27 protein-coding genes are annotated in these 23,798 nt (G+C 68.4%); 16 read left to right on the forward strand and 11 right to left on the reverse strand.

Annotation, left to right across the window (positions count from 1 at the left end; all coding sequences use genetic code 11):
- Positions 1-118 precede the first annotated feature (118 nt).
- From kdpF to VGC18_RS08660, 7 genes are all read left to right on the forward strand, one after another.
- Positions 119-208 (forward strand): K(+)-transporting ATPase subunit F, encoded by a 90-nt coding sequence (kdpF, locus tag VGC18_RS08630; protein ID WP_331096309.1) that lies wholly within the window; start codon positions 119-121, stop codon positions 206-208.
- Complete coding sequence (kdpA, locus tag VGC18_RS08635; RefSeq protein ID WP_331096311.1) at positions 208-1,881, forward strand: potassium-transporting ATPase subunit KdpA; 1,674 nt, start codon at positions 208-210, stop codon at positions 1,879-1,881. Before kdpF ends, kdpA begins: the two co-directional genes overlap by 1 nt.
- A complete protein-coding gene (kdpB, locus tag VGC18_RS08640; RefSeq protein WP_331096313.1) occupies positions 1,881-4,022 on the forward strand; it encodes a potassium-transporting ATPase subunit KdpB in 2,142 nt (713 codons plus the stop codon). Before kdpA ends, kdpB begins: the two co-directional genes overlap by 1 nt.
- Before the next feature lie 28 nt (positions 4,023-4,050).
- Positions 4,051-4,689: a potassium-transporting ATPase subunit KdpC gene (kdpC, locus tag VGC18_RS08645; protein WP_331096315.1), complete on the forward strand. Its 639-nt coding sequence runs from the start codon at positions 4,051-4,053 to the stop codon at positions 4,687-4,689.
- Positions 4,690-4,706: 17 nt separating this feature from the next.
- Complete coding sequence (locus VGC18_RS08650; protein WP_331096317.1) at positions 4,707-7,196, forward strand: DUF4118 domain-containing protein; 2,490 nt, start codon at positions 4,707-4,709, stop codon at positions 7,194-7,196.
- A complete protein-coding gene (locus tag VGC18_RS08655) occupies positions 7,193-7,882 on the forward strand; it encodes a response regulator transcription factor (RefSeq protein WP_331096319.1) in 690 nt (229 codons plus the stop codon). The genes VGC18_RS08650 and VGC18_RS08655 overlap by 4 nt, the downstream gene beginning before the upstream one ends.
- An 83-nt stretch (positions 7,883-7,965) precedes the next feature.
- Positions 7,966-8,535: a DUF6611 family protein gene (locus VGC18_RS08660; protein ID WP_331096321.1), complete on the forward strand. Its 570-nt coding sequence runs from the start codon at positions 7,966-7,968 to the stop codon at positions 8,533-8,535.
- Between the two features lie 34 nt (positions 8,536-8,569).
- Here the strand turns inward: VGC18_RS08660 and VGC18_RS08665 are convergent, their stop codons facing one another.
- The 3 genes from VGC18_RS08665 to VGC18_RS08675 are packed head-to-tail and all read right to left on the reverse strand — an operon-like array spanning position 8,570 to position 10,481.
- Entirely contained in the window at positions 8,570-9,229 is a 660-nt protein-coding gene (locus VGC18_RS08665) for a methylated-DNA--[protein]-cysteine S-methyltransferase (protein WP_331096323.1), read from the reverse strand.
- Entirely contained in the window at positions 9,226-9,723 is a 498-nt protein-coding gene (locus tag VGC18_RS08670; protein WP_331096355.1) for an RNA polymerase sigma factor, read from the reverse strand. The genes VGC18_RS08665 and VGC18_RS08670 overlap by 4 nt, the downstream gene beginning before the upstream one ends.
- Before the next feature lie 26 nt (positions 9,724-9,749).
- Entirely contained in the window at positions 9,750-10,481 is a 732-nt protein-coding gene (locus VGC18_RS08675) for a phosphotransferase (RefSeq protein ID WP_331096325.1), read from the reverse strand.
- A 91-nt stretch (positions 10,482-10,572) separates the two neighbouring features.
- On the opposite strand from VGC18_RS08675, the gene VGC18_RS08680 reads away from it, so the two are divergent.
- Together VGC18_RS08680 and VGC18_RS08685 are read left to right on the forward strand one after the other, a co-directional pair.
- Positions 10,573-10,857: a type II toxin-antitoxin system Phd/YefM family antitoxin gene (locus tag VGC18_RS08680; RefSeq protein ID WP_331096326.1), complete on the forward strand. Its 285-nt coding sequence runs from the start codon at positions 10,573-10,575 to the stop codon at positions 10,855-10,857.
- Positions 10,854-11,135, forward strand: coding sequence for a type II toxin-antitoxin system RelE/ParE family toxin (locus tag VGC18_RS08685; protein WP_331096328.1), 282 nt, complete (start codon positions 10,854-10,856; stop codon positions 11,133-11,135). The genes VGC18_RS08680 and VGC18_RS08685 overlap by 4 nt, the downstream gene beginning before the upstream one ends.
- A gap of 57 nt (positions 11,136-11,192) precedes the next feature.
- Here the strand turns inward: VGC18_RS08685 and VGC18_RS08690 are convergent, their stop codons facing one another.
- Complete coding sequence (locus tag VGC18_RS08690; protein ID WP_331096330.1) at positions 11,193-12,077, reverse strand: helix-turn-helix transcriptional regulator; 885 nt, start codon at positions 12,075-12,077, stop codon at positions 11,193-11,195.
- Positions 12,078-12,317: 240 nt separating this feature from the next.
- On the opposite strand from VGC18_RS08690, the gene VGC18_RS08695 reads away from it, so the two are divergent.
- Complete coding sequence (locus VGC18_RS08695; protein ID WP_331096357.1) at positions 12,318-13,703, forward strand: MFS transporter; 1,386 nt, start codon at positions 12,318-12,320, stop codon at positions 13,701-13,703.
- 18 nt (positions 13,704-13,721) lie between these two features.
- On the opposite strand, the gene VGC18_RS08700 is transcribed toward VGC18_RS08695, so the two are convergent.
- Positions 13,722-13,862: a hypothetical protein gene (locus VGC18_RS08700; RefSeq protein WP_331096332.1), complete on the reverse strand. Its 141-nt coding sequence runs from the start codon at positions 13,860-13,862 to the stop codon at positions 13,722-13,724.
- Between the two features lie 170 nt (positions 13,863-14,032).
- Between VGC18_RS08700 and VGC18_RS08705 the strand changes: the two genes are divergently transcribed.
- Positions 14,033-14,959, forward strand: coding sequence for a ketopantoate reductase family protein (locus tag VGC18_RS08705; protein WP_331096334.1), 927 nt, complete (start codon positions 14,033-14,035; stop codon positions 14,957-14,959).
- A gap of 184 nt (positions 14,960-15,143) precedes the next feature.
- Here VGC18_RS08705 and VGC18_RS08710 read toward each other — a convergent pair whose 3' ends face one another.
- Entirely contained in the window at positions 15,144-15,749 is a 606-nt protein-coding gene (locus VGC18_RS08710; protein WP_331096336.1) for a TetR/AcrR family transcriptional regulator, read from the reverse strand.
- Between the two features lie 111 nt (positions 15,750-15,860).
- On the opposite strand from VGC18_RS08710, the gene VGC18_RS08715 reads away from it, so the two are divergent.
- The gene (locus VGC18_RS08715; protein WP_331096338.1) at positions 15,861-16,697 is read left to right on the forward strand and encodes an alpha/beta hydrolase; all 837 of its coding nucleotides are present in this window, start codon (positions 15,861-15,863) and stop codon (positions 16,695-16,697) included.
- Here the strand turns inward: VGC18_RS08715 and VGC18_RS08720 are convergent.
- Both VGC18_RS08720 and VGC18_RS08725 read right to left on the reverse strand, forming a co-directional pair.
- Positions 16,694-17,797 carry a DNA alkylation repair protein gene (locus VGC18_RS08720; RefSeq protein WP_331096340.1) on the reverse strand — a complete coding sequence of 368 codons (1,104 nt, stop codon included), beginning with the start codon at positions 17,795-17,797 and terminating at the stop codon, positions 16,694-16,696. The genes VGC18_RS08715 and VGC18_RS08720 overlap by 4 nt on opposite strands.
- Positions 17,784-18,611: an EamA family transporter gene (locus VGC18_RS08725; protein ID WP_331096359.1), complete on the reverse strand. Its 828-nt coding sequence runs from the start codon at positions 18,609-18,611 to the stop codon at positions 17,784-17,786. The genes VGC18_RS08720 and VGC18_RS08725 overlap by 14 nt, the downstream gene beginning before the upstream one ends.
- 169 nt (positions 18,612-18,780) lie before the next feature.
- Between VGC18_RS08725 and VGC18_RS08730 the strand changes: the two genes are divergently transcribed.
- From VGC18_RS08730 to VGC18_RS08740, 3 genes are read left to right on the forward strand one after another with little or no spacing between them, the layout of a single operon-like run.
- On the forward strand, positions 18,781-19,863 hold the full coding sequence (locus tag VGC18_RS08730; protein ID WP_331096342.1) for a type III polyketide synthase: 1,083 nt from the start codon (positions 18,781-18,783) through the stop codon (positions 19,861-19,863).
- The gene (locus VGC18_RS08735) at positions 19,860-20,381 is read left to right on the forward strand and encodes an isoprenylcysteine carboxyl methyltransferase family protein (RefSeq protein WP_331096344.1); all 522 of its coding nucleotides are present in this window, start codon (positions 19,860-19,862) and stop codon (positions 20,379-20,381) included. Before VGC18_RS08730 ends, VGC18_RS08735 begins: the two co-directional genes overlap by 4 nt.
- A 38-nt stretch (positions 20,382-20,419) precedes the next feature.
- Positions 20,420-21,445, forward strand: coding sequence for an NAD(P)/FAD-dependent oxidoreductase (locus VGC18_RS08740; protein ID WP_331096346.1), 1,026 nt, complete (start codon positions 20,420-20,422; stop codon positions 21,443-21,445).
- Positions 21,446-21,627: 182 nt separating this feature from the next.
- On the opposite strand, the gene VGC18_RS08745 is transcribed toward VGC18_RS08740, so the two are convergent.
- On the reverse strand, positions 21,628-22,611 hold the full coding sequence (locus VGC18_RS08745; protein ID WP_331096347.1) for an SDR family oxidoreductase: 984 nt from the start codon (positions 22,609-22,611) through the stop codon (positions 21,628-21,630).
- A 55-nt stretch (positions 22,612-22,666) separates the two neighbouring features.
- Positions 22,667-23,101: a MarR family transcriptional regulator gene (locus tag VGC18_RS08750; RefSeq protein WP_331096349.1), complete on the reverse strand. Its 435-nt coding sequence runs from the start codon at positions 23,099-23,101 to the stop codon at positions 22,667-22,669.
- A gap of 62 nt (positions 23,102-23,163) precedes the next feature.
- On the opposite strand from VGC18_RS08750, the gene VGC18_RS08755 reads away from it, so the two are divergent.
- Positions 23,164-23,439, forward strand: a complete 276-nt coding sequence (locus tag VGC18_RS08755; RefSeq protein WP_331096351.1) for a hypothetical protein — start codon at positions 23,164-23,166, stop codon at positions 23,437-23,439.
- On the opposite strand, the gene VGC18_RS08760 is transcribed toward VGC18_RS08755, so the two are convergent.
- A partial coding sequence (locus VGC18_RS08760) for an HAD hydrolase-like protein (protein ID WP_331096353.1) occupies positions 23,436-23,798 on the reverse strand: 363 nt, incomplete at its 5' end. The two genes, VGC18_RS08755 and VGC18_RS08760, sit on opposite strands and share 4 nt — an antisense overlap.

Raw genomic sequence — 23,798 nt, forward strand, 5'->3', positions numbered from 1 at the left:
CGCCGCTCGGCGTGTGTGCCCCTTCACCTGGGAGTGTTCCATTGGACCTCGTGTGGATTCTGGGCGTGATCGCCCTCGGCGCCGTTGTGGCGCTGGTCGCCAAGGGGGTGGAGAAGCTGTGATCGTCTTTGACCTGATCGCGGTTGTCCTCGCCGCCGCCTCGCTCGCGTACCTCGTGTACGCCCTGCTGAAGCCGGAGAAATTCTAGTGACGACCTGGCTCTTCATCGCAGCACTCGCCACGCTGGCGCTGCTGCTCGCGCTCTGCTACCGGCCCCTCGGCGATTACATGGCGCACACGTTCACCTCGCGCAAGGACCTGCGCGTCGAACGCGGCGTCTACCGGCTCGTCGGCGTCGACTCGGCCTCCGAGCAGAGCTGGCCGGCTTATATGCGCAGCATGCTCGCCTTCTCGGTCGTCGGCATCCTCGTCGTCTACCTGCTGCAGCGCATCCAGCACTGGCTGCCCTACTCGCTCGGCCTGCCGAACGTGCCGGAGGGGCTCAGCTTCAACACGGCGATCTCCTTCGTGACGAACACGAACTGGCAGTCGTACTCTCCGGAACTCACCCTCGGCTACACGGTTCAGTTCGCCGGCCTGGCCGTCCAGAACTTCATCTCCGCGGCCGTCGGCATCGCCGTCGCGATCGCGCTCGTGCGCGGTTTCGCGCTGCGCCGCATGGGCACGATCGGCAATTTCTGGGTCGACACGACCCGCGCAATCGTGCGGATCTTGCTGCCGTTCTCGATCGTCGCCGCGGTCGTTCTGATCGCGGGAGGGGTCATCCAGAACTTCAACCCGGTCGAGGCCGTTCACACCCTCACGGGGGCGGGGCAGAACCTGCCGGGCGGCCCTGTCGCCTCGCAGGAGGCCATCAAAGAGCTCGGCACGAATGGCGGCGGATTCTTCAACGCGAACTCGGCGCATCCGTTCGAGAACCCGACCGCGTGGACCAGCATGTTCGAGGTCTTCCTGCTGCTGCTGATCCCGTTCACGTTGCCGCGTACCTTCGGGAAGATGGTCGGCGACCATCGCCAGGGTTACGCGATCCTCGCCACCATGAGCACTCTGTTCGTCGCATCCCTCGTCGCCCTCACCGTGTTCGAATACCAGGGAGGCGGTGCGGCGACCCAGGCCGCCGGCGGTGCGATGGAGGGTAAGGAGGACCGCTTCGGCATCCTCGGCTCCGCCCTGTTCGGGACATCCAGCACCCTGACCTCAACCGGTGCGGTGAACTCGATGCACGACAGCTTCACCCCGCTGGGCGGCATGATGACGATGGTCAACATGATGCTCGGCGAGGTCGCCCCCGGCGGCGTCGGAGCAGGTCTCTACGGCATCCTCATCATGGCCGTCGTCGCTGTGTTCCTCGCGGGTCTCATGGCCGGACGCACCCCCGAGTATCTCGGCAAGAAGATCGGCGGTCGCGAGATCAAGCTCGCGAGCCTCTACTTCCTCACCACGCCGACCCTCGTACTGGCAGGCACCGCGCTCAGTTTCGCGATTCCCGGCGTCGTGAACTCCGTGGAGAAGACGACGATCTGGAACCCGGGCCAGCACGGCTTCTCCGAGGTGTTGTACATGTTCACCTCCGCGGCGAACAACAACGGATCTGCCTTCGCCGGCGTGACGGCGAACACGCCCTGGCTGAACGCATCCCTTGGAGCGGTCATGTTCCTCGGCCGTTTCCTGCCGATCGTGTTCATCCTCGCTCTCGCCGGCTCACTCGCCGCACAAGACAAGGTTCCCGCCACCACGGGCACGCTGCCGACGCATCGACCCCAGTTCGTCGGCCTGCTCATCGGCACGATCCTGCTCGTGTCGGCACTCACCTACTTCCCCGTCGTCGCTCTCGGACCGCTCGCAGAAGGACTGCACTAATGACCACCATCACCGACACCCCCGAGACGATGCAGCCGCATCGTGCTCCGAAGGGCGCCTTCAACGCCCGGCAGCTGTGGACCAGCATGCCGGAGGCGCTGCGCAAGCTGAGCCCGCGCGAAATGTGGCACAACCCCGTCATGTTCATCGTCGAGGTCGGCGCCGCGCTCACCACCGTGCTCGCCGTCGCCTCGCCGTTCCTCGGCCACCAGACCGGAGGCGGCACGACCGCCACGACCGCATTCACCTGGTGGATCACCATCTGGCTGTGGCTCACCGTCCTGTTCGCCACCCTCGCCGAGGCCGTCGCCGAGGGACGCGGCAAGGCGCAGGCGGCGACGCTGCGCAAGTCCCGCACCACGACGCTGGCCCGCCGGGTGAGGGGCTACCAGGAAGCTGCCGACCCGTCCGCGCTGCACGCGGCCACCGACGACGTGCCATCCGGCGACCTGCGATTGAACGATGTCGTCGTTGTCGAGGCCGGCCAGCTGATCCCCGGCGACGGCGACATCGTCTGGGGCATCGCCTCCGTCGACGAGTCGGCCATCACCGGTGAGTCGGCCCCCGTGGTGCGCGAGTCCGGTGGTGACCGGTCAGCGGTCACCGGCGGCACCCGGGTGCTCTCCGACCGCATCGTCGTGAAGATCACGTCGAAGCCCGGCCACACCTTCGTCGATCGCATGATCGCCCTGGTGGAGGGCGCGTCCAGGCAGAAGACACCGAACGAGATCGCGTTGAACATCCTGCTGGCGAGCCTGACGATCATCTTCGTCGTCGTGGTGCTCGCCCTCGGCCCGACGGCCGGGTTCGCGAACGCCGCGCCGTCCGTCACCGTGCTCGTGGCGTTGCTCGTCTGCCTGATCCCGACCACGATCGGCGCCCTGCTGTCCGCGATCGGCATCGCGGGCATGGACCGGCTCGTGCAGCACAACGTGCTCGCGATGTCTGGCCGCGCCGTGGAGGCCGCGGGCGACGTCAACACGCTGCTGCTCGACAAGACGGGGACGATCACCTACGGCAACCGGCAGGCGGCCGAGTTCCGCACGATCGGTGGGGTCGTCGGCGCGCGCCTCGTCGAGACGGCCGCCCTCGCATCGCTGAGTGACCCGACGCCGGAGGGCTCCTCGGTCGTGACGCTTGCGGAGCAGTCCGGCTATCGCAGGCCCCGCGACATCGAGGGCACCATCGTTCCGTTCACCGCGCAGACCCGGATGAGCGGCCTCGACCTCCCGGACGGCTCGCAGGTGCGCAAGGGCGCGCCGAGCGCCGTACGGGCATGGGTCACCGAGAACGGAGCGCTGCCCGCCCAGGTCGAGCGCGAACTGGACGACCAGGTGAAGGAGATCGGGCAGGCCGGCGGAACCCCGCTGGCCGTCGCGATCAAGGAGGTCACCGGCGACGTTCATCTGCTTGGCGTCATCTACCTCAAGGACGTTGTCAAGACCGGCCTGGCGGAGCGGTTCGCGGACATGCGCCGGATGGGCATCCGCACCGTCATGATCACCGGCGACAACCCGCTGACCGCCGCGGCGATCGCGAAAGAGGCGGGCGTCGACGACTTCCTCGCCGAGGCCACCCCGGAGGACAAGCTGGCGCTCATCCGCCGGGAGCAGGAGGGCGGCAAGCTCATCGCCATGACCGGCGACGGCACCAACGACGCCCCGGCGCTCGCGCAGGCCGACGTCGGCGTGGCGATGAACACCGGCACGTCGGCCGCGAAGGAGGCCGGCAACATGGTCGACCTGGACTCCGATCCGACCAAGCTGATCGACATCGTCACGATCGGCAAGCAGCTGCTCATCACCCGTGGGGCGCTGACCACCTTCTCGATCGCCAACGACGTCGCCAAGTACTTCGCGATCATCCCGGCCATGTTCGTCGGAGTGTTCCCCGGACTGCAGGCGCTCAACATCATGGGGCTGCACTCGCCGGACTCGGCGATTCTGTCCGCGGTGATCTTCAACGCGCTCATCATCGTGATCCTGATCCCGCTCGCCCTGCGGGGCGTCCGCTATCGCCCGTCGTCCGCCTCGAGCCTGCTCGGTCGCAACCTGCTGGTCTACGGCATCGGCGGCATCATCGCCCCCTTCATCGGCATCAAGCTGATCGACCTGCTGGTCAGCCTGATCCCCGGATTCTGATCACCCAGACAAGAGAGAAGAAGACATCATGCCGAATGGCACTCGCGCCACCGCGCGTCAATACTGGGTGGCGATCCGCGCGATACTCGTGCTGACCGCGGGCCTTGGGATCGTGTATCCGCTGGTGATGACCGGGATCGGTCAGCTGTTCCTGCACGACAAGGCCAACGGGTCCGCCGTCTCCCTCGACGGGAAGGTCGTCGGGTCGAGCCTGATCGGACAGTCCTTCACGGACAAGAAGGGCAATCCACTGCCGCAGTGGTTCCAGTCGCGTCCCTCCGCGGCGACCAACAATGCCGCCAACGGCTACGACGCGAACGGCTCCAGCGGCTCCAACTACGGACCGAACAACCCGGACCTGATCAAGGCCATCGGGGACAGGCACAAGGTGATCGAGGACACCTACGGGGTCACGGTGGAGCAGATCCCGGCCGACGCCGTCACGGCCTCCGGTTCGGGACTCGACCCGGACATCTCCCCGGCATACGCTCAGCTGCAGGTCAAGACCGTCGCGACCACCCGGGGCATCAGCGAGGCGTCCGTGCAGAAGCTCGTCGACCAGAACACCCACGGCCGTCAGCTCGGCTACCTCGGGGACCCGGTGGTCAATGTGGTCCAGTTGAACCTGGACTTGGCCAGACTGGACCCTGACGGAAACCACCAGTAGATCGAGAGGCCGGCGTCATGGGCACAGGCAAACTTCGGGTGCTCCTCGGAGCCGCGCCGGGTGTGGGGAAGACCTACACCATGCTCGAAGAGGGCCGACGCCTGAAAGACGAGGGCAAGGACGTGGTCGTCGCGGTCGTGGAAACCCACGATCGCGCGGCCACGTCCGCGATGGTCGAGGGCCTCGAGATCATCCCGCGACGGTCGATCGAGCACCGTGGGGTCGAATTGGCCGAAATGGACCTCTCCGCCGTTCTGGACCGGCATCCGGACATCGCGCTGGTCGACGAGCTCGCGCACACCAACGCCCCGGGCTCCACGCACGAGAAACGATGGCAGGACGTCCGGGACCTCCTGGATGCCGGCATCACCGTCTTCACCACCGTCAACATCCAGCACATCGAGTCCCTGAACGACGTCGTCGAGCAGATCACCGGCATCACTCAACGCGAGACGATCCCCGATTCCGTGCTGCGCGCGGCGGATCAGATCGAGGTCGTCGACCTCGCCCCCCAGGCCCTGCGGGATCGGCTGTCCGGCGGTCTCGTCTACCCGGCCGCGCGGATCGATGCCGCCCTGTCGAACTACTTCCGGCTCGGCAACCTCACGGCCCTTCGCGAGCTCGCCCTTCTCTGGCTCGCCGACGAGGTCGACAGCGCGCTCCAGAAGTATCGGGCGGAGCACGGCATCGACAGCAAATGGGAGGCCAGGGAGCGCGTCGTCGTCGCTCTCACCGGCGGGCCGGAGGGGGAGGCGCTCATCCGCCGAGGCGCCCGTATCGCCGCCCGGTCCGCCGGCGGCGAGATCCTCGCGGTCCACGTCTCCGGACAGGAGGGCCTGCGCGAGCCCCATCCGGGAGCGCTCGCCGCCCAACGGACCCTCGTCGAGAAACTCGGCGGAAGCTATCACCAGATCGTCGGCGACGACATCCCGCAGACCCTCGTCGACTTCGCCCGCGCGAGCAATGCCACCCAGCTGGTGATCGGCGTCTCGCGGCGCAGCCGCCTGTTCGCGCTGCTCACCGGTCAGGGCGTCGGCCAGACCGTCATCCGCGAGTCCGGCGACATCGATGTGCACATCGTCACCCACCAGGCCGCGGGGACCCACCAGCTCGTCCTTCCGCGAGCCCGCGGTGCCCTGAGTGCGAAGCGCCTGATCACGGGATTCGCGCTCGCGATCGTGCTCGGTCCGGCGCTGACCGGCGCGCTGTGGTACTTCCGCAGGCCGGAGGCGCTGGCCAGCGACACGCTCGCCTTCCAACTGCTCGTCGTCGTCGTCGCCCTGACCGGCGGCATCTGGCCCGCGCTCTTCGCCGCCGTTCTCTCCGGGCTCACCCTCGACTTCTTCTTCGTCGAGCCCTACTACACCATCACCATCACCGATCCACTGCACCTGCTCGCCCTGCTGCTGTACGTCATCGGCGCCGCCCTGGTCAGCTTCGTGGTCGACCAGGCCGCCCGTCGAACGCGGGCCGCCCGTCGTTCGGCCGCCGAGTCGGAGGTGCTCGCCACCGTGTCCGGCAGCGTCATCCGCGGCCGAGACGCCATCGCCGCCCTCGTCTTCCGCACTCGGGAGGCATTCGGTCTCAGCGCGGTCAGCCTGCGGGACACCAACGGCACCCTCCTCTACCAGGAGGGACAGCCGGAGGAGAACGAGCAGGCGACGGTGCAGCCGGTCGGCGATCGCGGTTTCCTGGAGCTCTATGGGCCGGAGCTGCCGGCCTCCAACCGCCGGATCCTGACCGTCATCGCGACCCAGTTGCAGGCCGCGCTCGAACACCGCGACCTGACCGACACCGCCGAGCAGCTCAAACCCCTTGCCGAGACCGATCGTGTGCGCACCGCACTGCTGGCCGCGCTCGGCCACGACCTGCGCCGTCCGCTGGCTGCGGCGACGGCGGCCGTCACCAGCCTCCGCTCACCCGAGATCACGCTGGGCGACCACGACCGCGACGAGCTCTTGGAGACCGCTCAGGCCAGCCTGGAGAACCTCAACACCCTCGTGACCAATCTGCTGGACGTCAGCCGGGTCCAGGCGGGGGTGCTCGCTGTGAACCTGGTCGAGGTCGAGGTCGAGGATGTCCTTCCCTCCGCGCTGGAGGAGCTCGGCATCGCGCCCGGCCAGGTGGTCCTGGACATCCACGATCCGGTGCCGCCCGTGCGCGCGGATCCCGTCCTGCTCCAGCGGGTGCTGGTGAACCTGCTCGCGAACGCCCTGCGCTTCACCACGGCACCCCCGGTGCTGAGCGTCAGCAGTTTCGACAACCACGTGGAGATCCGGGTCGTCGACACCGGCCCGGGTGTGCCAGACGACCGCAAGGACAGCATCTTCGAGCCCTTCCAGCGCGAGGGCGACACCGACAACACCACCGGCATCGGACTGGGGCTCGCCCTCTCCCGCGGCTTCGTCGAGGGCATGTCCGGGACCCTGGCGGCCGACGACACCCCCGGTGGCGGCCTCACCATGGTCGTCTCCCTGCCCATCGTCGACGGCACGGAGGATGCATGAAGCTCGTCATCGCCGACGACGACAAGCAGATCCTCGGCGCGCTACGCATCATCCTGTCGGCCCACGGGTACGAGGTCGTCCTGGCCCGCACCGGCAAGGAGGCCCTCGATCTCGTCATCGCCGAGCATCCTGACCTCGTCCTCCTGGACCTCGGCATGCCAGAGCTCGACGGACTGGCCGTCATCCAGGCCATCCGCGGCTGGTCCACCGTCCCGATCCTCGTGGTCTCCGGGCGGGCAGACTCCGCCGAAAAGGTCCAGGCCCTCGACCTCGGAGCGGACGACTACGTGACCAAGCCGTTCGCCACCGACGAGCTCCTGGCCAGAGTCCGCGCCCTGACGCGTCGGCAGGGCGGCCAGGGGGACAGCCCCGTCGTCCGCTTCGCGGACATCACCGTCGACCTGGGCAATCGCCGCGTCGTCCGCGGCACGGGTCCCGACGCGATCGTGATCCGGCTTACGCCCACGGAATGGCAGATGCTCGAGATCCTCGTCCGAAACCCCGACAGGCTCATCCCGCGCGAGACGCTGTTGACCGAGATCTGGGGGCCGAACCACACCGCGGACACGGGTTACCTTCGGCTCTACCTTTCCCAACTGCGGAAGAAGCTCGAGCCCGAGCCCTCCAGACCGCGGTATCTGCTCACGGAGGCCGGGATGGGATACCGGTTCGCCCCCGAGCGTTAGGACGCCGTTAGGGTTTTCGCGCTATCCGTTATGGTTTCGTCAGCAAGCCGTTTCGGCGTGTTTGCGCGTCACAGGCTGGCTCCATGCACAACAGCACCCTCCCCCCGTCGGTCCGCGTGGAGCGGCTTCTGGTCCACTGGACGCGGGTCGCTCTCGACGGCGAGCATTCGTGGGGCGACCTGCAGGTCGGGCCCGTCGATCGAAGCGGAAGCGTCATGCGCTACCGGCTGACGGTGTATCCGCCCGGGATCACCGTCGTCGAGCGTCGAGCGCTGGTCTTCCGGCGGCGCTGGCCCGGTGTCGGCCTGGTTCTCGGCCTTGTCGTCGCCATCGGACTGAACGTGGCCATCAACGGATGGCTGGCTCTGGCGGTCGCCGCCGCCCTCTTCGTCGTCATCCTCCTCGTCAGCAGGAGCGCCACCGCCGGCATCCGTCCTCGGGTGCTCCGCCTGCGGGCCACCGTCGTCGCGACGACGGGGCACCGCGAGGTGCTCGGCGAATTGGCGCCCCTGACCCGCGCCGCGGCCGCGCTGCTCGAGCTCGACGACCGGGCGGACCACGGACTCCTGACGCCCGTCGAGCACGAGCACCTGTGGGGAGAGGTCTACACCGGACTCAGCCAGACGATCTACGAGCGGAGGTCGGTGCGCTGAGCGCTCAGCTGCGCCGGCGGACATCGGCGGATGCTCACCCGATCAGTCCACGAGATCCTTCGATCGGGGGCCCGCCGGCCTCCAGCCGCAGCAGTGCGCTCTTGGCCGCGAGGCCGCCGATGTATCCGCCGAGCGTCCCATCGGTGCGGAGCACCCGGTGGCAGGGAACGACGATCGGCAGCGGGTTGGTGGCGCAGGCGCTCCCGACCGCGCGGACGGCCTTCGGGTTGCCGACGAGCTCGGCGACCCGCTTATAGCTCTCCGTCGCGCCATAGGGGATCCGCGGCAGGTGGGCCTGCACGATTCGGCGGAAGCCGTTGGAGAGGGACAGATCGAGGTCGAGGTCGAAGCCCGTGCGCGTGCGGCCGAAGTATTCGTCGATCTCGAAGGCGGCGGCATCCAGTCGCCCGGGCGATCGCAGGATGCGCGGACTCACGATCGTGCCGAGCCTGTCGAGCACCCGGTCGAGGTCTTCGTTCTCGTAGGCGACCCGGAGGAGCCCCCTCTCCGTCGCGGCCAGCAGCAGCGTCCCGACCGGGCTGTCGATGGTCGTGTAGGCGATGTCGAGGACGTCGGCCCGCTCTGCCGACTCCTCGAGTCTGCGGTGCAGTCGCTCCATCGTCTCCGCCGTCGGCAGAGCGGTCCCGGCGAGGAGATCGGAGACCTCCCGCTCGTCCTCTGTGTCGGTGGTCATCTGGCCCCTCCGTGTCGATCCGTGCCCGCGAACGTCTTTCGCAGGGTCTTCATCCCGTCGGATGCCGCCCGGCGCGCGGCATCCGTCGTTCCGCCGAGAATCGCGGCGATCTCCAGGTAGGGCAGTCCCGCCAGGTAGTGGTAGGCGACGGCCTGCCGCTGTCTGTCGGGCAGTGACCTGACGTGATCCCAGACCTCCCGATCGCTCGAGTCGGCGATCCCGAGCGACGAGGGCCGATCGGGCACCTCCTCCACGGGGATCGCGATCCGCTTCCTGACTCGGATGACGTCGATCGCCTTGCGGTGCGCGATCGTCACCAGCCAGGCCTCGACATTGGCGTCGTCGGGCAGGGACGGATACGCCGTCATCGCCGAGAGAAACGTCTCGGACCAGGCGTCGTCGGCCTCGTCGAAGCCCACGACCGCTCGGCAGACCCGCAGCACGGTCGGTCCGTGCTCGGCGACGATGTTCTCGAACGGTTTTTTCATATCCATCACACGGTAGACGCGCGGCGGGACCGTTATGTGAGATGCGAAAGCAAACGAGTCCGGTCGCGACGATACATCGCGGCGTGGTCCAGGAACTCCGGGCGGCCGGTTTCGGCCGCCCGCCGGTCGGTGAAGGTCGCGAGCTCCTCGAGGCGGGCACCGATCGCCGACAGGACCTGGGCGCGGGAGAAGGGGATGCCGTACGCACGCACCAGGCGGTCGAGGCGGTCGAAGCGCCGGTCGTCCGTCCAGGCATCCGGATCGGCGTCCTCCACGAAGGGGACCAGCCGATAGGCGAGATGGGCCAGGTCCCACAGGCGAGGTCCCGGCGACGCCGTGTCGAAATCGATCAGCCCGGTCACGTGACCGTCGGCGAACACGAGGTTGTAGGGGGCCGCGTCGTTGTGACAGACCACCTCGGCGGGCTCGTGTCGCGGTGCCGACCAGTCGAGCGGTTCCGCGACGAGGGGGACGCTCGCGTCGTGCACCCGGCGGAGCAGCCGCCCCGCCTCCTCGAGGATCGTGTCGGACCACAGCCAGTCGGGGAGCGGATAGTTGGCCACCCGGCCGGGAAGGAAACTCAGGATCTCCCGGCCACGATCGTCCAGGCCCAGGTGCTCCGGCACCTCGGCGATGCCGGCCAGGCGGAGCGTGGTGAGAAGCCGGTGCACGGCCGGAGTCCAGGGGCCGGCTGTGCGCCGAACGGTGTTGCCAACGCGCACGACCGTGCTCGAGTTGCCACCGGCCAGGGTTTCCTCGTCCATCCGTTCACCGTAAGGCCGCGCGGGCCGGGAGAACATTCACGGCCTTTATTCAGGCCTGTGTAACGCTGTAATCAGAGCCTATAGTGGAGGCATGCAAACGCTGCCGATCTCCAAGGTCAAGGACAAGCTCAACGAGTTCGTCGACGCCGTGTCGCTGACGCACGAGCAGGTGACGATTACCAAGAATGGATCGCCGGCGGCCGTTCTGATCGGAGCGGACGAGTGGGAGTCGTTGCAGGAAACCCTGTTCTGGCTCTCCCGACCGGGGATCCTCGATGACGTCGCTCGGGTGCGACAGGAGCTCGCAGACGGCACCACCTCGGGTGAGGAGCAGATCCGCGCCGAGTTCAACGTGCCGCGGCGGACGGCTCGTTGAGCACCGACCACGATCCCTATCGGATCGAATTCGCGGGCACAGCCCGGCGCGATCTGCACGGCATCCCTCCCCGTCTCGTTCCGGCGATCGTCGAGTTCGTTTATGGCGACCTCGCGCGCAACCCTCGCCGCGTCGGGAAGCCGCTGCAGCGGGAGCTCGAGGGGCTGTGGAGCGCCCGTCGAGGCCCCTATCGGATCATCTACGAGATCCTCGACGACCGCATGATCGTCATCGTGATCCACGTCGACCACCGCGCCGACATCTACCGCCTCGGCTAGATTCGGGGTTCGCGCGACCGAGGCGGAAAGTCGAGCAGGTCGTGAGCAAGCGTGATATCAGCGAAACGAGGGGCGATCGTTCATGGCGATCATGCGATCGTCGCGACGGCGGAGCAGCTCCAGGGCCGCCTCGGCCGGTGAGGCGGGTTCCGGCGTGTACATGAGGATGCGATGCCCGGAGTCGTCCGGGGGCGTCAGCACTTCGAAGCCGATCTCGATGGAGCCGAGCTCCGGATGCTGCATGTACTTGACACCCGACACACAGTTCTCGACGGGGTGTTTTGCCCACAGCCTCGCGAAATCAAGACTCTTGACCGTCAGCTCGCCGACCAGCGCTGTCAATTCCGGGTCCTCCGGACTCTTGCCTCCGAGGACTCGCAGCGACGACACGGCACGAACGGCTTCCTCCTGCCACCGCGAGTAGAGCTCCTTGGTGTGCTCGTCGAGGAACAGCATCCGGGTGAGGTTGGGGCGGTCCGGGATGCGGTTCGGGCTGTCGAAGTCGACGTGTCCGGCGATCAGACGGTGACCGAGTTCATTCCAGCCGAGAACCTCGCTCCGGCGGCCGATGATCACCGCGGGAGTCCCCGACATGGAGTTGATGAGCCGAAGCGTCCCCGGTCTGGCATGATCCGGTTTGGTCGGGGTCCGGCGCTTCGGTGATACGCCGGGCTTGGCCAGGTTGAACAGGTGGGCTCGCTCGTCTCGAGTGAGGTTCAACGCCCTCGCTATCGACGCGATGACCGCTTCTGAGGCGTTGGCGCTGAGGCCCTGCTCCAGCCGGGAATAGTAGGTGCTGGACACCCCGGCCAGCATCGCAAGCTCTTCCCTGCGCAATCCGGGCACTCGGCGAATGCCGTACTCCTGCAGGCCGACGTCCGCCGGCTGCAAGGAGGCTCGTCGCACGCGGAGGAAATCCCCCAGCTCGTTCGGACCGGTCATAGACCCATTGTGGCTCCCGCAGACCGTTCTGTCCCTGTCCCTGTCAGTGATAGTCAGCACGGGGTGTGGTTGTTTCCTTCCGCCTCGTCGAGTGTTGATCGGGTCCCCGCCCCCGGCGGCCGTATCGTCCTGGCTGCTCGTGTACGAAAGAGGTCCAGTGTGCCAATCGAACAGCAAGCAGACAATGGCACGATCATTCCGGCGACGACCGGCAGGAAGACGGCCGGGCATGAGGCGGCCATGACGGCCAGACAACGGGTCGCTCTCGTTGTCCTCCTGACCGCCAGCTTCACCCTCGCCGTCGACTTCTCCATCCTGAACGTCGCGTTGCCGACCATCGGCGCCGACGTCGGTTTCGGGATCGGGAACCTACAGTGGATCGCCACCGCCTTCGCCCTCTGCGCGGCCGGTTTCACACTTCTCATGGGCAGAGTGGCCGACATCGCCGGTCGCCGGCGCATGTTTCTTATCGGCATGGTCCTCCTTGGTGCCGGCTCGCTGGCCGGGGGCCTGTCGATCACACCTGCGATGCTCCTGATCGCCCGCGCTGCGCAGGGTTTCGCCACCGCGATCGTCGTGCCGGCCGCGCTCGCCCTCCTGATCGGAGCCTTCCCCGAGGGGCCGGCCCGAAGCAGAGCGCTCGGCCTGAACGGATCTCTCATGGCCGCCGGATTCACCACCGGTGCGATCCTCGGCGGTCTCCTGACCGACCTGCTTTCGTGGCGGTGGGCATTCTTCATCAACGTTCCAGTGGCGGTCGGCGTTCTCATCGTCGCTCCCATCGTTCTCACGGAGACCCGCGATCGAGTGAAGACCCGTTTGGACGTGCCCGGTGCGATAACGGTCACCCTCGGGCTTCTCGCCCTCGTCTTCGGACTCACCCATGCGGCCGAGACCTCGTGGGTCGATCCGGTGACGCTCGTCCCGCTGGCTGTCGCCATCGTCCTCATCCTCGGGTTCGTCGCCATCGAACGTCGCGCTCCCTACCCGCTGGTTCCTCTCAGGATTCTCCGGCGGTCCACCGTCGCCGTGGGCAACGTCGCCGGAGCCCTCGCCTTCGTGACCGAGACCTCGCTGGTTTTCCTCCTGACCCTGTATCTGCAGAAGGTTCTCGGCTACTCGCCGCTGGAGGCCGGTCTCTCCTTCGCTGTGCTCGGCCTCGGCACTGTCACGGGAGGTCTCCTCGGGCCGCGTATGATCGGTCGGTTCGGCACCAAGGCCGCGATTGTCGGCGGATTCCTCGTCCAGGCGATCGCGACGCTGTGTCTGACCCTGTTCACGACTTCTCCCCTGTCGATCATTCTCGTGCTCGTCGCCACGTTCGTCGGCGGGGTCGCCAATCTCGTCGTCATCGTCGGATTCATGATCACGGCAACCTCCGGCCTCCCCGCTCGGGAACAAGGTCTCGCCACCGGCCTGACCACGATGAGCCAGCAGGTCGGTATCACGATGGGCACTCCGATCATGAGCGCCGTTTTCACTGGGGTGGTCCTCGCCAGCGCCTCGTCGCGGACCGATGCCATTCTCGGTGGCGTCACGACCGCTGTCTGGGTCAACGGCGGGATCTGCGTTCTTGGTGCCGCGTTGGTCGCGATATTTCTGCGGATGCGCGCGAAGACGGAATGAGCCGAGGGCGGCGACGGGCTACCCCGAGGGGTTCTCCTTCGGGGTCCCATCGGGCTCGGTCGTCGTAACCGGGTCCTCACCCGGAATGCTCGACGGGTCCTCGGTGTGCGGATCGTCCGGCACGCCAAACGGCGGTCGTTCGGTGTCCGGATCGCTCATGGCGACGTCCTCTGCTCGTTCGTCTCTCGCGGCCTGATGACCGACCCGCCCCACGCTAAGCCGAACGCGGGCGGTGTCAATGGGATCGGCGCCCGGTCACCCCGGTCGGCGGGGTTAGCGTAGACGCTGGTGCGTGCGAGCCTCGTCCACCATCGATCGAAGGGACCTCCGTGGCGCCTCTCAAGACCCTGATTGTCGGTGCCGGAGCCGTCGGCGGCTACTTCGGCGGCCGGCTGGCCCAGGCGGGCAGGGACGTCTCGTTCCTGATCCGGCCGGGGCGCGCATCCGTCCTGGAGACTCATGGCCTCGTGGTGCGCACCCCGGGCGGCGATTTCAGCGTCCGGCCGCGTGTCGTCCTGAGCGGCGAGCTCGACGAGCCCTTCGAGCTGGTGGTTCTGGCGACGAAGGCGTATGGGCTGGAGGCCGCGCTCGCCGATGTCGCGCCGGCGATCGGACCGCACACGACGGTACTGCCCCTGCTCAACGGGATGAGGCATCTGGATGTCCTCCGCGATCGGTTCGGGACCGAGCGGGTGGTCGGCGGCCTGTGCGTCATCGTCAGCCAGCTCGATCCGGATGGCGCGGTCCACCAGCTGGCCGACGGGGCCAGCGTGAGCTACGGCGAGCTGGACGGCTCGATGAGCGATCGCATCCGCGCCGTCGACGACACCTTCCGCGGGGCGGTGGATGGCGCGAGGCTGTCGGGCGACATCCTCCAGGCGATGTGGGAGAAGTGGGTCGTTCTGGCCGCCGGGGGAGCGCTCACCTGTCTGCTCGGCGGCAGCATCGGGCAGATCGTCGCGGTGCCGGGCGGCGAGGAGATCGCGCGGACGATCATCCACGAATGCTCGTCCGTCGCCGAGGCGGAGGGCTTCGCTCCCAGCGCGAGGTCCGTGGAGCAGACCACGGCCAGACTCACCCAGCAGGGGTCCTCCTTCACGACGTCGATGTTCCGGGATGCGGCCTCCGGGAGTCCGGTCGAGGTGGAGCAGATCCTCGGCGATCTCGTCGCCAGGGGCGACCGTCACGGGGTGGATGTGCCGACCCTTCGGCTGGCCACGGCGCGGCTGCGGATCTACCAGGCGTCGCTCGGCTGATCGCTTCGCCCCGCGGGTCGGCGGGAGTCGCCGCGCAGTTCCGGCTCTGTCCTCTGTCGCGTATGTGCCGTGGCGGGAGAAACGTCTTCGCGGAGGGAGTCCCACCTCCCGCCGCGAGCGTATTTCTCCGCCACGAGACGCCGTGTCTCCCGCCGCGACGCCGTGTCTCCCGCCGCGAGGCCGCTCACCGGTCGTCGGCGCCCGGCGCGGGTGACGGCGCGGGTGACGACGCGGTGAGGGCCGCGTCGATGAGCACGGCTGCGGCGTCGCGGGCGGCGAGCGCGGCATCCGGGCGTCCGGCGATCGCGGCCGTCGTCTGCGCCCCCTCCGCGAGGATGGCCAGCTGGTCGGCCAGCAGCGGGGTCGCCCCGATGTCCGCGACCAGACCGGCGACGTAGCGCTGGAACGACTCCTTCTGCTGCCTGGTCGCCTCGGCGACGGCCGGCACCGTGGCGCCCAGCTCGCCGAAGGCGTTGATGAACCCGCAGCCGCGATAGGTGTCGTCCCTGAACCAGTCGAACAGGTAGTCGTACATCGAGAGCAGCTTGTCCCGGGGTTCGGTCACGGTGGCCGCGGCGGCCTCGATGCCCGTCGTCCACAGCTCGTGCCGGCGGCCAAGCACCGCGAGCACCAGCGCCTCCTTCGAGGGGAACATCGAGTACAGCCTCTTCAGTGAGACGGATGCCTCCGATCGCAGATCGTCCATGCTCACCGCCTGCACGCCCCTGGCGTAGAACAGGCGATCCGCCGCGTCGATCACCTGAGACCTGGCCTCATCGATCGTTTGCATGAAATTCTCCCTTTCGCCACTTGCGTTGAGAACGTACGTTCTCTAGAGTAGCAAAGGAATCGGAGAACGCACGTTCTCCGGCTGGAAATGCAGGACGAAAGGACAGCGACCATGTCGTACATCACCGTCGGGACCGAGAACTCGACCAGCATCGACCTCTATTACGAAGACCACGGAACCGGCCAGCCGGTTGTGCTCATCCACGGCTACCCGCTCGACGGGCACTCCTGGGAGAAGCAGACCGCCGCCCTCCTGGACGCCGGCTATCGGGTCATCACCTACGACCGCCGGGGATTCGGGCAGTCGAGCCAGCCGACGACCGGCTACGACTACGACACCTTCGCCGCCGACCTCAACGTCGTGCTCGAGACCCTCGACCTCAACGACGTCGTGCTCGCCGGATTCTCCATGGGCACCGGCGAGGTGGGCCGCTACCTCGGCACCTACGGGTCGAAGCGGGTCGCGAAGGCGGCCTTCCTCGCCTCGCTCGAGCCGTTCCTGCTGAAGACCGGCGACAACCCGGAGGGCGCGGCGCCGATCGAGTTCTTCCAGGGCATCGTCTCCGACGTGAAGGCGGACCGCTACGCCTACTTCACCGAGTTCTACAAGAACTTCTACAACACCGACGAGAACCTGGGCTCGCGGCTCAGCGAGGAGGTGCTTCGTCACAGCTGGGATGTCGCGGCGGGCGCCGGTGCCGTGGCCTCCGCGGCCGCTCCGCTCACCTGGTTCACGGACTTCCGAGCCGACATCGCGAAGATCGACGTGCCGACGCTCATCCTTCAGGGAACGGCGGACAGGATCCTTCCGATCGACGCGACCGGCCGGCCGTTCTCCAGGCTGCTGCCGCAGGCGACCTACGTGGAGATCGAGGGCGCCCCGCACGGACTGCTCTGGACCCACGCCGATCAGGTCAACGAGGCGCTGCTGGCCTTCCTGGCCGCCTAGGACCTCGTCAGCTGGAAGGCCACCCGTCCGGAGAGCACGCCGTTCACCTGGACCTCCAGGGCGTGCTCGCCGGGGTGGTAGGCACGGGTGGTGATCTGCTCGAAGGAGTGGACCTTAACGAGGAGGGCGCTCTCGCCGGCGGCCAGGCTCCTGGTGGTGAGCTTGAACACCTTCGTGGTCTGGCTGCCGTTCGCCTTCCGGTGATGGACGACGTAATCGACGGCGAGCGCCGTGCGGACGTCTCCCGTGTTCTCGAGCCTGACCTCGAACGGGAGGCGGCCGCCGATCGCCACGGTGTCCGCGCCGAGGACGGGACCGGTGACGACGACCGCAGGCGCCGGCGCGAAGCCGAGCAGCCCGAGCGCGCCGGGATCGCCGCGTTTGATCAGCGTGCGGAGCGCGTGCCTGATCAGCCGGGGCGTGTTCGCGTCCGGTGCGGACATCCAGCGGGAGGCGGTTTTCACGACGAGGGCGGGGTTCTGGCGGCTCAGGTCGTTGAGATGGTTCGCCACCGACCGCCTGACGAACTCGCTCTCGTCGCGGTAGAGGGCGTCGAGGATCGGGACCGTCGACGCCGGCTCAGCGATGATCGCCGGAACCCGGATGGCCCAGGGGAGGAAGGGCCTCGTGCCCTCGCTCGCCAGCCGGCGCACCCGCTCGTCGGAATGCGCGGTCCAGCCGAGCACGATCGGGATGGCTCGGCCCAGGTCCGCGGCGAGAAGCGGTCGGACGGCGAACTCGCTGGTCAGGCGGGGCGAAAGCTCGGCGAGAAGGGCGAGGGCGGCGTCGAATGCCCGCCCGCTCCCGTCCCGCAGGGCGCCGGCCGTGACCGCCTCGGTGACCGGCCAGATCAGCCAGCCGGAGAAGGCCTCGTCGCCGAGGGCGGTACGGACGGTCGATTCGAGCCCCGGGTAGTCGCCGGGCAGATCGGCCAGCAGCGCATCCTTGAGCAGATCGGTGCGTTGGCGCAGGCTCAGCGGTCCGAGCAGGGGACCGGCGGCACGGAGACGGGAGAGCTCGCGGCCGGGAGCGGCCCGCTCGACCGACGCGATCAGCGCTCGCAGAACCTCGGGGCCGAGCAGTTCGTCAGCGGTGGGCATGGTCTTCTCCGTGGTCGAGGGGTGTGGTCGGCAGCGGCCGGCCGGCGAGCAGGGCGTCCCGACGTGCCATCCGCACGGCGCCGATGCTGGCCGTGATAACCAGGGCGATGGCGACGGCGCCGACGACCGTGAGTCGTTGACCGAGCAGGATCAGTCCGGCGGCCGTCGCGATCGCCGGGGTGAGGCTCATCAGTATGGAGAAGGTCGCCGAGGGGATCCGCCGCAGGGCGATCAGCTCGAAGGCGTACGGGATGGTCGAGGAGAGCAGGGCGACCGCCGCTCCGAGCAGGAGGATGCGCGGCTCGAGAATGGCGGGCCCCGCGCTGACGATGCCGATGGGCAGGATGACGATCGCCCCCACCGCCATGGCGATGGCGAGACCGTCGATCCTCGGGAAGCGGCGCCCGGTTCGAGCGGACAGGAGGATGTAGGCGGCCCAGCAGACCGCCGCACCGAAGGCGAAGACGACACCGAGGGCATCCAGTCGTCCGAAGCTGCCCTCGCCGAGCAACGCGACGCCGAGGAAAGCGAGAACGGCCCACAGCCAGCTCGCGGCCCTGCGGCTGGTCACGACGGAGAGCACGAGCGGTCCGAGCACCTCGATGGTGACCGTCGCTCCGAGGGGCACCCGATCGAGGGCCTCGTAGAACAGCCCGTTCATGCTGGCCAGGGCCAGCCCGAACAGGACGACCGTCGCCCAGTCGCGGGCCCGGTAACCGCGAAGTCGCGGGCGGCAGATCAGCACGAGGATGATGGCAGAGAACCCGAGCCGGAGGGCCACCATGCCGAGGGGGCCGACGGCCGGGAACAGCATGACGGCGAAGGAGGCGCCCACCTCCTGGCAGACAAGACCGGCGACGACGAGGGAGACGGCCCCGAGCGGCCGGGAGCTCGACCTGACGGGGCTGGACGATGTCACGAGAACAACGTTAGGGGTCGCCGGTGACAGTCCAAACCACGCTCAACCGTGTTAGCGTCGCCGGATGGCACGAATCGCTGCCGTCGCATCGGCCTTCCCCGCCCACGTCTTCTCCCAGGCGGAGATCACCGACACGATCGCGGCCATGGTCACCCCGGATCGGTCCAAACAGGGCGTTCTGCGCCGTCTGCACGCCTCGAGCCGGGTCGAGACCCGCCATCTGGTCATGCCGCTCGAGGCATACAGAGAGCAGGAGACGTTCACCCGCTCGAATGCGATGTTCGTCACGGTGGCGACCGACCTCCTCGAGCGGGCGCTCCTGGATGCCCTGGACACCGCGGGCCTCCGACCGGCCGACGTCGACTACCTCATGTTCACCTCGGTAACCGGCATCTCCGCACCCTCCGTCGACGCCCTGCTGGTCGCCAGGATCGGGATGCGCCCGGACGTCCGGCGGGTGCCGATCTACGGCCTCGGCTGCGTGGCCGGTGCGGCGGGAATCGCCAGGGTCAACGACTATCTGATCGGCCATCCTCACGAGGTCGGGGTGCTGATCGCGGTGGAGCTCTGCTCACTCACCTTCCAGCACGGCGACGACTCGATGGGCAACATGGTCGCGAGCGGGCTCTTCGGCGACGGGGCCGCCGCGGTCGTCATGGTCGGCGACGAGAGGGCGCGAGGGATGTCCGCGACGGGGCCAGAGGTGATCGATGCCCGCAGCCGGCTCTATCCGGGCACGGAGGAGGTCATCGCGTTCACGGCGAGTGAGGCCGGGTTCCGCATCGTCCTCACCGCCGGGGTCTCCCCGCTCGTCGAGCAGAACTTCGGCGAGGATGTCACGCAGTTCCTCGCGGCGAACGGCCTGACGGTGTCCGACATCGACAGCTGGATCGCGCATCCCGGTGGCCCGAGGGTGCTCGAATCCTTCCAGACGGCGCTCGCCCTGGACGGCGACGTCTTCGAGAACAGCTGGCGGTCGCTCGCGGAGTACGGCAACCTGTCCTCCGTGTCGGTGCTGGAGATCCTCGCCGAGGAGCTCGAGCGGCCTCGCAGCGCCGGCGAGGACACCCTCCTGTTCGCGCTCGGCCCCGGCGTCAGCGCGGAGCTCGTGCTGCTGCGCTGGCCGGACGAGAGGATCTCGGTGTGATCTGGTTCCTGATCCTCATCCTCGCGACGGGGGTGGAGCGCATCCTGGAGATGGTCATCTCGCGCCGCAACGCCGCCTGGGGCTTCGCGCGCGGTGGAGTGGAGTACGGCCGCGGTCACTATCCGTTCATGGTCGTCCTGCACACGGGGTTCCTGCTCGCGACGCTCGCCGAGGTGTTCTTCGGCGACCGGCCCTTCATCCCGTGGCTGGGCTGGCCGATGCTCGTCGTCGCCCTCGCCTGCCAGGCTCTGCGGTACTGGTGCATCGTCACGCTCGGCAGGCAGTGGAACACCAGGGTCATCGTCGTGCCCGGGCTCGGCCGGGTGGTGAGCGGTCCGTATCGTCTTCTGAGCCATCCGAACTATGTGGTCGTGATCGCCGAGGGAATCGCGCTGCCGCTCGTGCACACCGCCTGGATCACCGCGATCGCCTTCACGGCGCTCAACGCCGTGCTGCTCTTCGGGTTCCGCATCCCGGTGGAGGAGCGCGCGATCGCGACCCTGGAGTCGTCGTCGTGACGGCCGTCGGATGAGGACCTTGGCGTGAGGACCTTCGTGTGAGGCCCGAGGTCGACGTGATCGTCGTGGGCGGGGGCCCGATCGGCATCGCGACGGCGATCGAGGCCCGGATGCGCGGGCTCACGGCCACGATCGTCGAACCGCGTCCCTCGGCGATCGACAAGGCCTGCGGGGAGGGGCTCATGCCGGGCGCGATCCCGGCACTCGAGCGACTCGGAGTCGACCCGCCCGGATTCGCCCTGAGGGGCGTGAGCTACCGGAGCGCATCGAGGCAGGTCGACCACCTGTTCCGCGACGGCCCGGGTCGCGGGGTCCGACGCACCACCCTGCACGCCGCGCTGGAGACCCGCGCGAAGGAGCTCGGCGTCGGCCGCATCAGCACGAGGGTGGATGCTCTCCGGCAGTCCCCCGAGAGCGTGACGGTCGCCGGGTTGAGCGGGCGTTATCTCGTCGCCGCGGACGGCCTGCACTCCACGGTCCGTCGGCTCGCCGGGCTCGAACGACGACCGGCCGGCATCCGCCGCTTCGGCCTGCGCCGGCACTACGTCATGGAGCCGCGCAGCGACCTTATCGAGGTCTACTGGACCAAGGACGTCGAGGTCTATCTGACACCGGTGGGCGGCGGCATCGTGGGCATCGCCGTGCTCGGGCCGGCGCGGACCGACTTCGACGGCACGCTCGCCGCGATCCCGGAGCTCCGGGAGCGGCTCGCCGGCCGCATGCCGGCCAGTGAGCTGCGCGGTGCCGGCCCGTTCCGTCAGCGGACGACCGCGCGGGTCACTGGCCGGGTGCTGCTCGTGGGGGACGCCGCCGGCTACGTCGACGCGATAACAGGGGAGGGCATCCGGGTCGGCCTCGCCCAGGCCAGGGCGGCGATCGACTGCCTGGTTGCGGACGATCCGGGCGGATACGAGGGGGCGTGGTCGACCGCGACGCGCGACTTCCGGATGCTCACGGCTGGGCTGGTCGCGGCATCCGCCTCACCGCTGCGCGGGGCGATCGTGCCCGTGGCTGCCGTCCTGCCGGGCGTCTTCGGTGCGATCGTCGACCGCCTCGCCCGCTAGCCCCTCCCGCTCCGTCTCCCGTCCCCGTCTCCCGCCCCGTCCGAGAAGTCCGATCTCAAGACTCCGATTTCAAGGAATCGGACGAGAAAACCGGTCGGGATGCCAGCAACGCGGCAGTCGGAGCGCGGAATCTCCTTGAGATCGGACCGAGGGCGCGGGCCGGGGAAGGGAAGGATGCGGGACTAGGGCCGGGCGATCAGGCGGTCGAAGAGTGCGTTGACCGCCGGGTCGATGGTCCGCTGGTCCGGATGCGCGTCGTACCAGTCGACGATCTCGCGGGCGCCGTCGGCGAAACGGGTGGTCGCCACGTAGTCGGGCACGAGCGCCTTGATCTTGCTGTTGTCGAAGATCACCGAGTGGGTGCGGTCGCCGAGGTGACCGGCCCCCATCTCCGGGTCGGCTGCGTTGATCGCCTCGCTCGTGACGTGCACGATCTTCGCCTCCACGCCGGCGGCATCCGCCATGAGGGTCGTGATCTGGTCCCAGGTCAGCACCTCGTCCGAGGTGATGTGGAAGCTGTCGCCGATCGCCTGGGGGTTCCCGAGCAGTCCGACGAAGGCCTTGGCGAAGTCCCGGCTGTGGGTCAGCACCCAGAGCGAGGTGCCGTCGCCGTGCACGACGACCGGCTCGCCGCGGCGCATCCGGTCGATCGTCGTCCAACCGCCGTTGACGGGGATGTTCGTGGCGTCGTACGTGTGCGATGGTCGCACGATGGTCGCGGGGAAGCCCTTCTCCCGATAGGCGGCGACGAGCAGCTCCTCGCCGGCGATCTTGTTGCGCGAATACTGCCAGTAGGGGTTGCGCAGCGGGCTGGACTCGACGATGGGCAGCCTGCCGACGGGCTTCTGGTAGGCGGACGCGGAGGAGATGAAGACGTACTGCCCGGTGCGGCCGGAGAAGAAGTCGATGTCCGTCTGCACGTGCTCGGGGGTGAAGGCGACGACATCGACGACGACGTCGAAGTCGCGGCCGTCGAGGGCGGTTCGCACGGAGTCGGGATCGCGGATGTCGGCGACGAGGGTCTCCGCGCCCTCGGGGACGGGGCGGAGCGTCGTCGCTCCGCGGTTGAGGACCGTCACGTCGTAGCCGCGGCGGACGGCCAGGGCGACCGACTCACTGCTGATGGTTCCCGTGCCGCCGATAAAAAGGATGTTCTTCGCGGCCATGGTCGCCTCTCTGTACGTGTTGTGGTTCAAGCTTGGCAGAAATAATGGATGGAGATCAGCGGGCGGCGGAGATCAGCGCGGTGAGGCCGTCCCTGATCCGCTCCAGGTCGGCAACGGGCATCCCCAGCCGCTCGACGATCTGCGCCGGCACCTTTTCCGCTCTGGCACGCAGCGCCGCTCCGTCCGCCGTCAGCTCCACGGCGAGGGCACGTTCGTCCGTCGCGCTGCGGTTGCGGGTGATGAGCCCCGCCGCCTCGAGCCGCTTCAGCAGCGGCGAGAGGGTAGCCGGCTCCAGCAGCAGGGCCTCTCCGATGTCGGTGACGGTGCGCGGGCTGCGCTCCCAGAGGGCGAGCATGACGAGATACTGCGGATGCGTGAGGCCGAGCGGTGCGAGCACTGGCCGATAGAGCGCGATGACGCTTCTGGACGCCGCCGCCAGCGCGAAGCAGACCTGTCGGTCGAGGGCGAGGGGATCAACGGCGGTCGGCACCGACCAAGCATAGCGTGATGATGATTAGTGCACGTATAATTAGTGCACTAAGGAGTTGTGCGATGACGAATGGGACGATGGGCGGCCGCCCGGATGGTTCGACGGATGGCGACCCGGCGGCGGGAGATCCGGCTGGGAGGCGTCCGTGGTGGGACCGCCTGAACAGGAGACTGTTCCCCTACATCGGTCCGCCGCCGCTCGGGCCGTACGGCGAGGCGCCGCTGCCGTCGACCGGGCCGAAGCCGTGCCCGATCTGCGGGCATCCGATGTCCGAGCATGAGATCGAGCGCAGGGACGGCCGGCCGACCCAGGTCCACTGCCCGGTGCAGGTCGCCTAGCCCAGGAGCAGCGTTTTCAGCTCGGCCGTCGACCGGGCGATGGCGATGGCTCCGGCCGCCTCCGCCGGAGAGCCGTAGCCCCACTCCGCGAAGATGGTCGGCACGCCGTGCACCCCGGCTCCTTCGACGTCGTAGTCCCTGTCCCCGACCAGAACGGGCCTGGAGACATCCGCGCCGATCGCCGCGAGGCGGACCAGTGCCTCGCCGACGACATCCGCCTTGCTGCTGCGGACCTCGTCCTCCGAGGCGCCGGTGATGACGTCGAAGTAGTCGGCCAGGCCGTAGTGCTCCAGCGCGGTGATCGCGGCGAGCTCCGGCTTCGACGTCGCCAGCGCGAGGGGGAGCGGGCTCTCGGCGAC

Origin of the sequence: Lacisediminihabitans sp. (assembly GCF_036404185.1) — a bacterium.
Taxonomy (GTDB): Bacteria; Actinomycetota; Actinomycetes; order Actinomycetales; family Microbacteriaceae; genus Lacisediminihabitans.